Source organism: Amycolatopsis sp. NPDC021455 (assembly GCF_040640995.1).
In the GTDB taxonomy this organism is placed as follows: Bacteria; Actinomycetota; Actinomycetes; order Mycobacteriales; family Pseudonocardiaceae; genus Amycolatopsis.
The window spans coordinates 130257-142144 of record NZ_JBFACT010000011.1; the positions used below are offsets into that span (position 1 = coordinate 130257).

At 70.3% G+C, this 11888-nt stretch carries 12 protein-coding genes; 6 read left to right on the top strand and 6 right to left on the bottom strand.

All coding sequences use genetic code 11. The features are described 5' to 3' along the window. Positions 1–9: 9 nt before the first annotated feature. Together AB0G28_RS16750 and AB0G28_RS16755 are read left to right on the top strand one after the other, a co-directional pair. Entirely contained in the window at positions 10–306 is a 297-nt protein-coding gene (locus AB0G28_RS16750; RefSeq protein ID WP_361089101.1) for a GNAT family N-acetyltransferase, read from the top strand. Between the two features lie 151 nt (positions 307–457). Further along, a complete protein-coding gene (locus AB0G28_RS16755; RefSeq protein WP_361089103.1) occupies positions 458–1474 on the top strand; it encodes a S1 family peptidase in 1017 nt (338 codons plus the stop codon). A 54-nt stretch (positions 1475–1528) separates the two neighbouring features. On the opposite strand, the gene AB0G28_RS16760 is transcribed toward AB0G28_RS16755, so the two are convergent. Continuing rightward, the gene (locus tag AB0G28_RS16760; RefSeq protein WP_361089105.1) at positions 1529–2152 is read right to left on the bottom strand and encodes a methyltransferase domain-containing protein; all 624 of its coding nucleotides are present in this window, start codon (positions 2150–2152) and stop codon (positions 1529–1531) included. A gap of 77 nt (positions 2153–2229) precedes the next feature. Continuing rightward, complete coding sequence (locus tag AB0G28_RS16765; RefSeq protein WP_361089107.1) at positions 2230–3789, bottom strand: discoidin domain-containing protein; 1560 nt, start codon at positions 3787–3789, stop codon at positions 2230–2232. Positions 3790–3958: 169 nt separating this feature from the next. Here AB0G28_RS16765 and AB0G28_RS16770 point away from each other — a divergent pair, with 169 nt between their 5' ends. Further along, entirely contained in the window at positions 3959–4687 is a 729-nt protein-coding gene (locus AB0G28_RS16770) for an SDR family oxidoreductase (protein WP_361089109.1), read from the top strand. A gap of 535 nt (positions 4688–5222) precedes the next feature. Here the strand turns inward: AB0G28_RS16770 and AB0G28_RS16775 are convergent. Further along, a complete protein-coding gene (locus AB0G28_RS16775) occupies positions 5223–6062 on the bottom strand; it encodes a hypothetical protein (protein WP_361089111.1) in 840 nt (279 codons plus the stop codon). A 20-nt stretch (positions 6063–6082) separates the two neighbouring features. Further along, positions 6083–7192, bottom strand: a complete 1110-nt coding sequence (locus tag AB0G28_RS16780; protein WP_361089113.1) for an OmpA family protein — start codon at positions 7190–7192, stop codon at positions 6083–6085. 470 nt (positions 7193–7662) lie between these two features. On the opposite strand from AB0G28_RS16780, the gene AB0G28_RS16785 reads away from it, so the two are divergent. From AB0G28_RS16785 to AB0G28_RS16795, 3 genes are all read left to right on the top strand, one after another. Continuing rightward, positions 7663–9132 carry a PfkB family carbohydrate kinase gene (locus AB0G28_RS16785; RefSeq protein WP_361089115.1) on the top strand — a complete coding sequence of 490 codons (1470 nt, stop codon included), beginning with the start codon at positions 7663–7665 and terminating at the stop codon, positions 9130–9132. Next, entirely contained in the window at positions 9129–9725 is a 597-nt protein-coding gene (locus tag AB0G28_RS16790; protein ID WP_361089117.1) for a GTP cyclohydrolase, read from the top strand. The genes AB0G28_RS16785 and AB0G28_RS16790 overlap by 4 nt, the downstream gene beginning before the upstream one ends. Before the next feature lie 86 nt (positions 9726–9811). Next, the gene (locus AB0G28_RS16795) at positions 9812–10567 is read left to right on the top strand and encodes an SDR family oxidoreductase (protein WP_361089119.1); all 756 of its coding nucleotides are present in this window, start codon (positions 9812–9814) and stop codon (positions 10565–10567) included. A 221-nt stretch (positions 10568–10788) separates the two neighbouring features. Here the strand turns inward: AB0G28_RS16795 and AB0G28_RS16800 are convergent, their stop codons facing one another. Both AB0G28_RS16800 and AB0G28_RS16805 read right to left on the bottom strand, forming a co-directional pair. After that, positions 10789–11196 carry a VOC family protein gene (locus tag AB0G28_RS16800; protein ID WP_361089121.1) on the bottom strand — a complete coding sequence of 136 codons (408 nt, stop codon included), beginning with the start codon at positions 11194–11196 and terminating at the stop codon, positions 10789–10791. A 71-nt stretch (positions 11197–11267) separates the two neighbouring features. Next, positions 11268–11828 carry a TetR family transcriptional regulator gene (locus AB0G28_RS16805; protein ID WP_361089122.1) on the bottom strand — a complete coding sequence of 187 codons (561 nt, stop codon included), beginning with the start codon at positions 11826–11828 and terminating at the stop codon, positions 11268–11270. Positions 11829–11888 lie beyond the last annotated feature (60 nt).

The window sequence follows — 11888 nt, forward strand, 5'->3', positions numbered from 1 at the left end:
GGAGAGCCGATGACCGACGAGACCCGGGTGGTCGACAACCCGGACGAGGACCGCTACGAGCTGTGGGCGGGGGAGAAGCTGGCCGGGATCGCGCAGTACGACCGGCGCGGCGATCTCACGGTGTTCACCCACACCGAGATCGACGACGCCTTCTCCGGCCAGGGGCTGGGCAAGGTCCTGGCGGCGGGCGCGCTCGACGACGTCGTCACTCAGGGCGGGACCATCGTGCCGGTCTGCCCGTTCATCGCCGGGTACCTGCGGAAGAACCCGGGGTACGAGGAGCACGTCCGCTGGCCGCGTGAGTAGGCCGAAAGGGGAGACGCGCTACGCCGTTCGGGGTGTTCTGAGAGGTATGTCCGGTTCTATTGGTTATTAACCAACCTTCGTCGGTGGTGCGTTGGTTGCCCGGCAACGAAAGTGTCGGCACAGACTTCAACGGCAACCCTGGAGGAAGTTGATGACTCCCCGGAAGACCGCTCTCAAGACCTTCGCCGTCTTGTCGGCAGTGGCGCTGACCAGCGGTGTTGGCGTTTCGGCCGCCACCGCGTCCCCCTTGGCCTTCGCGGAGCTGCAGGCCCGCGCGATCACCGGCGCCACCCAGGTGGCGAACGCGCTCGGCGCCGCTTCCGGCGGCATCTACCTCGAGAACGGCAAGGCCGTCGTGAACGTCGTCGACGACGCCGCGATGCGGCAGGTCGAGGCGGCCGGCTTCACCGCGAAGAAGGTCAAGCACACCTTCGCCGCGCTCACCGGCGTCAAGAACCAGCTGGACACGGTGAAGAACGTGCCGCAGACCGCGTGGGGCATCGACACGAAGACCAACCAGGTCGTCGTGAAGGTCTACGACGCGGCGAGCAAGGAGACCGCCGACAAGGTCTCCGCGGCCGCCGCGAAGTACGGCGACAGCGTCCGCGTCGAACACCGCACCGGCAAGCTTTCGCTGTACATCGCCGACGGCGACGCGATCCAGAACAGCCAGGGCCGCTGCTCGCTGGGCTTCAACGTGACGCGCGGCGGCTCGCCGTTCCTGCTCACCGCGGGCCACTGCACCAACCTCGGCGGCACCTGGTCCGGCGGTGACGTCTCCGGCGCGCAGGTCGTCGAAAGCGACTGCCCCGGCGCCGACTCCGGCCTGCTGACCCGCCCGAACGGCACCGGCCCTGGCGAGATCAACACCGGTCAGCCGATCACCAGTGCGGCGACGCCGACCGTCGGCGAGCAGATGCAGAAGCAGGGCTCGACCACCGGCGGCGGCAGCGGTGAAGTGACGTCGGTCGACGAGTCGGTCAACTTCGACGTCGGCGTGCTCAACCACGAGTTCGGCACCACCGCGCACACGGACCACGGCGACTCCGGCGGCCCGGCGTACGACGGCTCGAAGGGCCTGGGCACGCTGTCCGGCGGCGACACCGTGACCAGCTACTTCTACCCGCTGACCCTCGAACTTCAGGCTTACGGCCTCGAGCTCGCCTGAAATCCGCGAAGGCCGCTCACCTCCGTCGGGGGAGGTGAGCGGCCTTCGCTTCTTCTAGGCCTCCAGCCGCTTCGCGCGGTAGACGGCGTCGGTGTGGTGGCCTTCGCCGCGCGTCTCGCACGTCTCGACCACCCACTGCCAGGCGTCACCGAGGTAGGTGGTGATCTCCTCGGGCTCGAAGTACAGCTCCTCCGGCGGCTTCTGGCCGTCGAACTCCCGCATCGCCTTCGGCGAGTGCCCGACGACCAGGAGCGAGCCGCCGGGCCGGATCGCCGCCGCGGCCGCCGTGAAGACGTCGCGGCGCAGGTTCGGCGGCAGGTGCACGTACTGCGCCGAGACCAGGTCGTACTGCGCTTCCGGCCGCCACTCGAGGATGTCGCGGTGCAGCCAGTTCACCGTCACGCCCGCCTCGGCACCGGCTTCTTCCGCGCGGGCGAGCGCGGTGGTCGAGATGTCGACGCCGTCGACCGTCCAGCCGTGCTTCGCGAGCCAGATCGCGTCGCCGCCCTCGCCGCAGCCGAGGTCGAGCGCGTGCCCGGGCTTCATGCCTTCGACCTCGGTGCGCAGGTTGACGTTGACGTTCCCGCTCCAGATCCGGTGCTCGTCGCGCTGGTACAGCGCTTCCCAGAAGTCCTGCTTGAGCATGGCGTCGACGGTCATCGGGTGGTCGTGGGGCATGGTTCCTCCTCGGGGACGTCCTCCGAGCATGCGGACGACGTCCCCGAGAGGGCAAACTTCGTTGCCGGTCCGGCAACTCAGGCCGTGCCGAACACCTGCAGCTCGTACAGCGAGTAGCCGTACGACGTGCCACGGGTGGCGCCGTTCATCCGGACGTACCGGCCGGTGCCCGCCAGGCCGGTGAGGTCGTCGGTGCCGCCGTTGCCGGTCGTGGTGGTGTAGATGGTCGTCCAGTTCGTGCCGTCGGCGGAGGTCTGGATGCTGTACCCCTTGCCGTACGCGGCTTCCCAGGTCAGCTTGACGTGCGAGATCGAAGCGGTCGCGCCGAGGTCGACGCGCAGCCACTGCGGGTCGGCGCCCTCTTTGGACGCCCACCGTGTGCTCGTCAGGTTCCCGTCCACGGCCGCGCTCGCCGGGTAGGACGACGACTCGGTGGACGACGCCGTCGCGGCCTTGCCCTGCGACAGCAGGGTTTCCGGACCGCCGGTCACCGTGACGGCCAGCGACGCCGTCTTCGTGCCGCCGGTGAGGGTGATCGTCGCGGAGCCGGGAGACGCCGTCGTGGCGGCCGCGACCGTGACGGTCGAGGTACCGCCGGCGGGCACGGACGCGGGGGAGAAGGACACGGTCACGCCCGCGGGCGCACCGCTCGCGGAGAGCGTCACGGACTCGGCAGAGGTCACGGTGGCCGTCGCCGAGGCACCCGGCGCGACCGACACCGACGAAGGCGTCACGCTGAGGCCCGGCGTGCCGGCCGCGGTGAACGTCCAGCGGGCGGCGGTGCCGGAGCAGCTGCCCGCGGTGAGCGTGGTGCCCGAGGCGCGGAAGCACTTGCTGCTGGTCTGGATGTCGGAGATGGTGCCGTCGGGGTTGATCGACCACTGCTGGGCCGGGCCGCCGGTGCAGGTCTGGAGCACGATCGAGCTGCCGGAGATGCCCGCGCACTTGTCGTTGATGACGAGGAAAGCGCCGTGGAAGGTGAACTGCTGCGCGTCACTTCCGGAGCAGGCGGCCACTTTCAGCGTGGTGCCGCTGCTCGGGGCTTCGAGGCAGGTGCCGGTGGAGTTGTTGCGGTACTGGCCGACCGTGGTGTTCGGCTTCGCGCCGCCGTAGCACGCACCGGTACTGGCGTCGAAGATCGGCGTCGCGTCGTACGGCTCGTTCGACGGCGGGTCGACGACGACCGGTTCCATGACCGGCGTGTTGTCGGGGTTGTAGTGGGTGAGCGCGTCTTCGCAGTCGATGGCGTCGAAGGCGCTGCCGCCCTTGCCGCCGAGCCAGAGGTCGATGTGCCGCAGGCCGGGACCGCCGTTCGGGCCGTGGCCGTTCCAGTCGTCGGAACACTCGTCGCAGCCGTCCTCCATGATGAAGTACTTCTTCACCCGTGGCACCCAGACCTTGGTGCCGGGCTTGAGTTCGTCGCGGCTGGTGGCGAAGGTGATCGGGTCGGCGTAGGTGCCCTTGCCGCCCGCCGTGCCGTGGATCTGCGGGTAGGAGATGTCGCCGCCGGGCGGGGTGTTGTCCCACCAGCCGTAGAAGGTGAGGAAGGTGGGCTGCGTGGTGGCCGCGCTCGCCGCCGGCCCGCCGGCGAGCGCCAGGAACAGGGTCACCACGAGCACGAGTGCGCGCCGGGTCATGCTGCCTCCGTGGGGAAGGGGGACGATGACTGCGGCGTCCGTCCAGGTTCGCCGGGCGGGGTCTCGCCGTCAACCCCTATTTGTAAACTTTCCTAACAAACCGGGATTTCGTGTCCCGCTCGCCGGGAAAACCGCGCGAGTAAACGCTTTCCTCCGCGAAGATGGCGGCATGAGCGAACAGCGGGAAATCGTGGTCACCGGAGGCGGCACGGGCATCGGGCTGGCGATCGCCGCCCGGTTCGCGGCGGCGGGCGAGCGGGTCACCGTCACGGGCCGCCGCAAGGACGTGCTCGAAGCGGCGGCGGAGAAGATCGGCGCGCGGGCGGTGGCTTTCGACGCGAGCGACCCGGCGGCGGTGCAGGCGGCGCTGGCGGAGCTGCCGTCGCGGGTGGACGTCCTGGTCAACAACGCGGGCGGCAACACCGACCGGGTCCGCGAAGCCCCGGCACCGGGCGACCTGCAGGGCCTCGCCGACGCATGGCACGCGAACTTCGACGCGAACGTGCTTTCGGCCGTCTTGGTGACGACCGCGTTGAAGCCGCGCTTCGCGGACAACGTGCGGGTGGTGACTCTCGGCTCTGTCGCGGCGAAACAGGGCTCAGGCTCGTACGGCGCGGCGAAGGCGGCGATCGAGGCGTGGAACACGGACCTGGCCCGCCAGCTCGGCGCGTCCGGTTCGGCGAACGTAGTGGCGCCGGGCGTCATCCTCGAAACGGAGTTCTTCCACGGCACGCTGACGGAAGAGTGGCTGAGCTCGCGGATCTCGGTGGCGCTGAACAAGCGCGCCGGCCGCCCGGAGGAGGTGGCGGAGACGGTCGAGTTCCTGGCCGCGCCGGGCGCGGGCCACATCACGGGCCAGGTCGTCCACGTGAACGGCGGCGCGTACGGAGGACGCTAGTAGTCCCCATACGGCAGCCGCGAGTGGCTCACCACCCCGAAGCCGGATTGTGACTACGGACGGCAGTGCCGGCCGTGTTCTGGCTTCGTATCGGGGCGGTGGGGGAGGTCTGAGTGGAACGCATCTGAAAGCGACTTTGCTGGAACCCCCGCCCTCTCCGGCGGGGTTCCGGCAAAGTCGATCGCTGCCGCGGTGCTCCGTGGCGGAAGTGGCGCTGTGAGCTGCCGGCCGGGTGTCGCGAATGACTCATTCGGGACGTGCGAGGTCTCCAATGAGTCATTCGCGACCTTCCGCAGCGTGGCAGGCCTCGGCAACCAGCGTCGCAGCGGTGAAGGAGGGCGGGCCGGGGACTCGGGCGGCGGGCGGACCTGCGTGCCCGGAGTCCGGGCGCGACCTTGCCGCAGCCCCCACCCTCTCCGGGGGGCGTCCCCAGTCCAGTCTATCGGTTCCCGTCGATGAAACCGTCCGGAAGCCGCTCCCCGGGCGAAGTTGTCCACAAGCGAACAGCCCTGTGGACAACTCGCTCGGCCCGGGGTCACTCGGCGCCGGAATCCCCGCGTCCCGCCTGGCGCCGCAGCAAGTCGTACTGGCAGCTCAGCTCGTGGGCCTCGTCCTCGTACGCTCTCTTCGCCGCGAGGAACGGCCGCACGCATTCGCTGTAGTGGCGCAGGTCGTCCTGCTCCAGCGAGCCGTCGCGGAAGGCCGTCCAGAACACCAGCGTCGCCGAGATCACCATCACCAGTGCGACCAGCACCGCCATCAGCACCGCGAGGTCGTTCATCCCGGACAGCACGCCCTCGGTGTACACCCGGAGGAACATCACCACTCCCATCAACCCCACGAGCAGCCCGACCGTGGCCAGGCTGAGCTTCGAGCCGGCCGACAGTTTCGCCCAGTCCAGCTGGCGCTTGGCGTTCTTGTGCTGACGCTGGTTGTGGCCCAGGTGGTGCAGCGCGGTCGCCGCGCCGCCGGTGGCCAGCACCGAGATGACCACGCTGATCGCCAGCGGCAGCCCCAGCGGGTCGCTCCAGTCGACGTTGAACACCGAACTCGCCAGCCACAGCATGATCGGCAGGTCGACCACGGTGACCGTGAGCAGGGTGAGCAGCCGGGTCAGCTTGCCGACGCGCCGGTGGCGCTGGCTGCCGCGGAGCTGCTCCAGCTCGATCAGCCGGTCGATCAGCTCGGCGCGGGCCTGGGCCTCGCCGACGGTCAGGTTCTGGCCGTGCGGGCCCACCACGTGGCCCTCCATCGCCCGGGCGGAGCGGTAGTTCAGCTCCTGCACCCGCGCCAGGAGCAGGTCGCCGGCGGGGGTTTCCCGGCGGGGCCGCGGCTGGGGCAGGGGGAGGTTGCGCGTTTGGTCGGTGCTGGTCATGGCCGTGCCTCCTGGTCTTCCTACGAGCTCGGGCCGGGGCCCTGGTACGTGATCTCCACCCGCCTCATCCGGGTCGCCGCCGCTTCGTCGAACCGCCCGCCGGTCATCGCGGTGACCCCGGGCTGGGTGCCGGTGCCGGAGGCGTCGACCCGCTGGGTCACCCCGGCCTCGGTGAGCGCGCCGGCGACGGCACGCGCTCGCTGCTCCGCCAGTTCCCGCCGCCCCGCGTCGGTCGACCCCGGCGGGTCGGCCGCGAAGCCGCGGACGGTGACCGGCGCTCGTGACGCGCCGGCCGTGATGCTGCCCGCGAGCGACCTCAGCAGGTCGCGGGCCGATTCGGAAAGCACCGCGGAGTCCCCGGCGAAGCCGAGCGCGGTGTCCGAAACCGTGGTGGTGACCTCGCCGCGCGGGCCGGTCACCGACGTCACCCCGGGTACCGGCACGACCGGTGTCGCCACGGTGGCCCGTGACGGCTCGGCCGGGACCCGGCTCTGGTCGACGTCGCACGCCGCCGCGTGGGCGGCCCGGCAGATCGCCTGCCAGTACGCGGCCAGCCGGTCGCGGGCCGGCGACGGCAGCGGCGGCTGGGCGCCGGCCACCGAACCGAGCCCGGCGAAGAGCACGCGCCAGCCGTCCAGCCGCGGCACCTGCCCGGCGGCGGCCAGCCGCGCGGCGATGCCGGCGGGGTCGGCCGCCCACCCGACCTGCCGCAGGTCGAAAGCACCACTGGTGCTCAGGCCGCTGCTCTCGACCACGAGCGTCCCGGCCGGGAGGCCGCGGACGGCGTCGGTGATCCCGGAGAGCAGGTCGAGCCCGCTCTTGTGCGCCGCGGTGGCGCCGATCGCGTCGATCGCGCTCGTGACGTTCCGGTCGATCAGCGACGGCCGGGAAAGGCCGTGCTCCAGCGACCCGTCGGCCCGCCGCGGGGTGAGCACGATCGAGCGCTGATCGCCGCCGTCCGCGGCCGACACCAGCACGACGCTGCTCTTGCCCGAACCCTGCTGGGAGACGTTTCCGCTGTTCGCGACGTCGCGCAGCACCGAGCGGACAGCGTCGGTGACGGCGGGCCGCGGCTCGTTGGCCGTCCCGCTGACGACGACCACCACCCGGTCGCCCCCGGTCGGGACCACGGCGCGCGTCGGCAGTGCGCAGCCGCCCAGCCCGAGGCCGACGGCAATCGCTCCGGCAAATGCCGCGCGCCTGACGCTGACACGTGGAGACGCCGCGCCACGCAGGCCCAGCAGGGTGTTCGAGGGCCGAGCTGCTCGCGCCGGCCGGGGGTTTCGCGGCTGCATGACGACCTCCCGAGGGTCCATGAGCACCTTCAGGTTGTCATTTGCCTCGTAACAATGTCAATTGACAAAACGATGTCGTCAGCAGGGGTTTCCCTGCTCGACGCCGGGAAGCGCCCGTTCCACCGACATCCGAGATCCGGATGCCGCAGTCAAACGCGCCGAACGGCGTAACTTCGCGCGAGGCTCAAGTGCTAAGGAGCAACAATGGAAGGTCGGCTGCCAGGGTCCGCCGAGGCGGTGCCGGATCTTTCGAGCAAGTGCCGACCGGGAGAAGGCAAGTGCCGAGTGAAGGGTAGGCTGGGGCGATGGCGAGGTACGACGCCAACGTCGAAGGCGTCCGAAGCGTCTTCCTCAAGCTGAGGACACGCAGCGGGCTCACTGTCGAGCGCCTCGACGCCACCGAGGTCGACGTCCGCCTGCTCGCCGAACTTCCCGCCGTCCGCCGTCACATCCGCGAGACCGGGGTGTCCGAGGGCGAGGCGATCGTCCACGTCGTGACGTCGGTCGTCGCGGCGCTCGAACCCGCCGACCTGCTGATCGCCGACGCCGCGCTGGCCCTCGGCGTCCTTCGGGCTCGCGTGGGCGACCGCCCCGAGGTGGAGCGGCTGTACGCGGACGACCTGGGGGAGCGGCGCCGCGCGCTCGCGGAGGGCTGGGGGGCCTTGCACGAGCTGCTCGGCGTCACGCCCGGGCACCCGTCACCGACGGTCCGGAGCCTGCGCGGCACGATCGAGGCCCGGACGCTGGGCGTGCTCGCCGAGCGCTGTGTCGACGACGCCGAGCCCGCCGACGTCGAACCCCTCGGGCAAACCGTGGGTTTCGTCGTGGTGGTGGGCAGCGCCGTGACCGACCACGTCGTCGTCTCCGAGCAGTGGCCCGGCGTCGGCGAGGCCGTCCAGGCGGAGTCGTTCGACGTGCATCCGGGCGGCAAGGGCCTCAACCTCGCGGTGGCCGGGCGCCGCCTGGGTCTCGACGCGCGGCTCGTCACCGCGATCGGCGGTGACTCCCAGGCCAAGGACCTGCTGCAGTTCATGCGCAAGGAAGGGCTGGCGACCGAGCTCGTCAAAGAGACCCCGGGGGTCGCCAACCCGCGTGCACTGGTGCTCGTCGGTCAGACCGGGGAAACCCGGTACCTCGGCTGGACGAACGAAACCGAGGTCTCGCTGTCCAGAGAGGACCTCCGCGCGCCACGCGTGCGGGAGGCGATGGCCGCGGCGGACGCCGTGCTGGTCACGCTGGAACCGCCGATGGAAACGATCAAGTGGGCACTTTCGGTCGCCACCACGCGCCGGGAAAAGCCCTTGGTGCTGCTGCAGGCTTCGCCACCGCGAGAAACCCCGCAGCAGCTCTACCGGCTCCTTCGCGGGGTGGACTACCTCGTCGGCCGGGAAGGCGAGCTGCGCAGGCTGTTGTCCGATCCGGACGGTCCGCGTACCGTTGACGACCTGGCCCGATCCCTGTTGTCCCTGGGGGTAGGCGCCGTGTGCGTCATCGAGAGCTTCGGTTGTAAGATCCGATCGAGCGTGATTTCCCAAGACATCGAGGGTCCGCCGGTTCCGCTCGACGACGCACCGGGCGTTCGTGAAGCTTTTTCGGCGGCGCTCATCCAAAAACTCATTCAAGAGGGTGCCGGCCGCAGCCGCGAAGAAGCCCTGCGATGGGCGATCGCGGCGATGGCGACCAATCCTTCGCTCGACGAGATCGCCGAGTCCATGCCGGGCCGCGACGAGGTCGAGCGCACCCTCGAGACCGACCGAATCCTGGAGAATCCGTGACCGGAGCAGTGATGCACCAGCTGGAGGGCGCCGACGGGGCGTTCCGCGCAGTCGTCCTGGAAGCCGAAGCGGACCGGGCGAACCCACCGTGCGCGGCGGTGTACGGCGAGCCGTCCGACGGCTGTCCGGTCCGGGTCCATTCCCGTTGCCTCTACGGCGAAGTCTTCGAGTCGACCGATTGCGACTGCCTGTGGCAGCTGCGCGAGTCCCGGCGCATCATCCGCGAGCACGGCTCCGGCGTGCTGGTCTACCTGGACCAGGAGGGCCGCGGGGCCGGCCTGGTGGCCAAGGCCAAGGGGCTCCAGCTGTCGCAGAAGGAAGACCTCGACACGTTCGCCAGCTACGCGGCTCTGGGCTACAAGGCCGACACTCGCTCCTATGAGGACGCTGCCGCCTTGCTGAAGCAGCTCGGTCTCGCCAAAGTCACCCTGCTGACCAACAACCCGGCCAAAGTATACGCGCTCGAAGTGGGCGGCATCGAGGTCGAGATGCAGCAGCTGGTCCCGCCGGAGCTCAGCGACACGGCGTTGAAGTACCTGGTCGCGAAGGAAATCCACGGACACGCGATCCTGCCGAACAAGCTGCCTGCCTGATCGGTGAGCCGGCCTGAGTGCCTCGTGTCGATTTCGGGCGCGCCCGTTCGACGCTCCGATGAACGGACCCGGACATCGGAGGACTCATGACGTTGCTCGAAGGCAAGAACGCGGTCATCTACGGCGCGGCCGGCCGGATCGGCGCGGCCGTCGCCACCACCTTCGCGGAGGAGGGGGCGAGGGTCTTCCTCGCCGGCCGCACGCGCGCCCGGCTGGACGAGCTCGCCGACCGCATCCGAGCGGCCGGTGGCTCGGCCGAGACGGCGCAGGTCGACGCCCTCGACGAGCACGCGGTCGACGAGCACGCGGACGCGGTCGCCGCCCAGGGGGGCATCGACATCTCGTTCAACCTCATCGCCCACGGCGACGTCCAGGGCACGCCGCTGGTCGACATGTCGCTCGCGGACTACGAACGGCCGGTCGTGACTGCGGTGCGCACCCAGTTCCTGACCGCCCGCGCGGCGGCCCGGCACATGATCGGAAAACGGTCCGGTGTGATCCTCCTGTTCGGTGGCGCGGCCGAGCCCGTACGCGAGTTCGCCGTCGGCGGGCTGCAGGTGGCGTTCCACGCGCTCGAAGCGATGCGCCGCCAGCTCGCCGCCGAGCTGGGCCCGCACGGGATCCGGACGGTGACGCTCCGGACGGGCGGCATCCCCGAGACGCTCCCGGCCGGCTTCCCGGGCCGGGAAGCCATCGAGAGCAGCATCGCGGGCAAGACGATGCTCGGCCGCACGGCCACCTTGGCCGACGTCGGCGCGGTCGCGGCATTCGTCGCGTCCGACCGAGCCCGCACGATGACGGCAGCCACGGTCAACGTCAGCTGCGGCGCCCTCGTCGACTAGCCACAGCGGTGGCGAGCCGGTGCGGTGGCGAGCCGGTGCCGCGCGGGCCCCACGCGCCGGCCGCTTCGCCGCGGGTGACGAGTGCGCTGCCCGCGCTGGTCGCCGATGTGCCGGTTCGCCGCCGGTGCCGGGAACTCCGGCCTCGGTTCGCCCACGGTGACCAGCTCGCACCGCTGCCGGTCGGCCGGTGATCGGCGCGCTGCTCAGCGGTTCGCCGCCGGTCAGTGGCGCGATGAGATCTGCTGCACCGCCCATGCGTTGCCGTCCGGGTCGGTGAAGTGCACGAATCCGACGTTGTCCAGGTCGGCCTTTCCGTCCCAGGTGCCCATGCCGAAGACCTGGATGTCGCCGGCTTCGACGCCGCGCTCGAGGAGCATCGCGTGGGCCTTCGGCAGGTCCTTGACGACCAGCTGCAGTCCCTTGAGCGAACCCGGTGGCATGTCCGGCACGGTGCCCTTGCCGATCACGACCGAGCAGCCCGAACCCGGCGGGGTCAGCTGGACCAGCCGCGTGTTCTCGTCGATCTTCATGTCGTGGTCGACGGTGAACCCGAGCTGGTCGGCGTAGAACGCCTTGGCGCGGTCCACATCGGACACCGGTACCACGACCACTTCGAGCGTCCACTCCATCGTGTGTCCTTCCGTCGACCGGCTCGGCGGACCACACGCTACTCGTGCCCGAGGTGTTCCGTACCGCTTCGTCAGTGCTCCGCGATCAGCCGCCGGACCGCGTCCACCACCAGCGCCCGCCGCTCCTCGCGGGGGATGTTGGTGCGCACGCCGAGTTCCGAGTTGGTCGTCGTCCACGCCGTCGAGACCGACTGGATCAGCACCAGCAGTTCCATCGGTGTGTAGTGGTCGGACAGTCTCCCTTCCTTCTGGGCACGCTCCAGGTCGAGCAGCCGGATTTCGTTGGCCAGGACGATCTCGGTGACCCACTTGCCTTCGGGGCGTTCCAGCCGGTGCCAGATCGCCAGCCGCAGCGCGTCCGGTCGCTCTTCGTACCGGTCGAAGAGCTTTCCGGCGTAGCCGGGCAGGTCGCTGGTGTCCAGTGGGACGTCGAGGACGAACCGGGCGACCGATTCGCCGAACACCGCGTCGAACAGGTTGTCCTTGCTGCCGAAGTACGAGTAGATCATCGCCTTGTTGCACCCGGCGGCGGCCGCGATCCGGTCAACGCGGGCGCCTGCGATGCCCCGTTCCGCGAACTCCTCCGTGGCGGCGGTCAGCAGTCGCCGCTTCGTCTCCGCCGCGTCTCTCATGCCGACCACATTAGCAACTAACTGGTTGGTTGACAAACCCGGGTCTGAGGTGTTTCCTGA

Excerpts from the sequence above, each read along its gene's own strand:
- AB0G28_RS16750 (WP_361089101.1), top strand. The coding sequence starts at position 10 with ATGACCGACGAGACCCGGGTGGTCGACAACCCGGACGAGGACCGCTAC.
- AB0G28_RS16755 (WP_361089103.1), top strand. The coding sequence starts at position 458 with ATGACTCCCCGGAAGACCGCTCTCAAGACCTTCGCCGTCTTGTCGGCA.
- AB0G28_RS16760 (WP_361089105.1), bottom strand. The coding sequence starts at position 2,152 with ATGCCCCACGACCACCCGATGACCGTCGACGCCATGCTCAAGCAGGAC.
- AB0G28_RS16765 (WP_361089107.1), bottom strand. The coding sequence starts at position 3,789 with ATGACCCGGCGCGCACTCGTGCTCGTGGTGACCCTGTTCCTGGCGCTC.
- AB0G28_RS16770 (WP_361089109.1), top strand. The coding sequence starts at position 3,959 with ATGAGCGAACAGCGGGAAATCGTGGTCACCGGAGGCGGCACGGGCATC.
- AB0G28_RS16775 (WP_361089111.1), bottom strand. The coding sequence starts at position 6,062 with ATGACCAGCACCGACCAAACGCGCAACCTCCCCCTGCCCCAGCCGCGG.
- AB0G28_RS16785 (WP_361089115.1), top strand. The coding sequence starts at position 7,663 with ATGGCGAGGTACGACGCCAACGTCGAAGGCGTCCGAAGCGTCTTCCTC.
- AB0G28_RS16795 (WP_361089119.1), top strand. The coding sequence starts at position 9,812 with ATGACGTTGCTCGAAGGCAAGAACGCGGTCATCTACGGCGCGGCCGGC.
- AB0G28_RS16800 (WP_361089121.1), bottom strand. The coding sequence starts at position 11,196 with ATGGAGTGGACGCTCGAAGTGGTCGTGGTACCGGTGTCCGATGTGGAC.
- AB0G28_RS16805 (WP_361089122.1), bottom strand. The coding sequence starts at position 11,828 with ATGAGAGACGCGGCGGAGACGAAGCGGCGACTGCTGACCGCCGCCACG.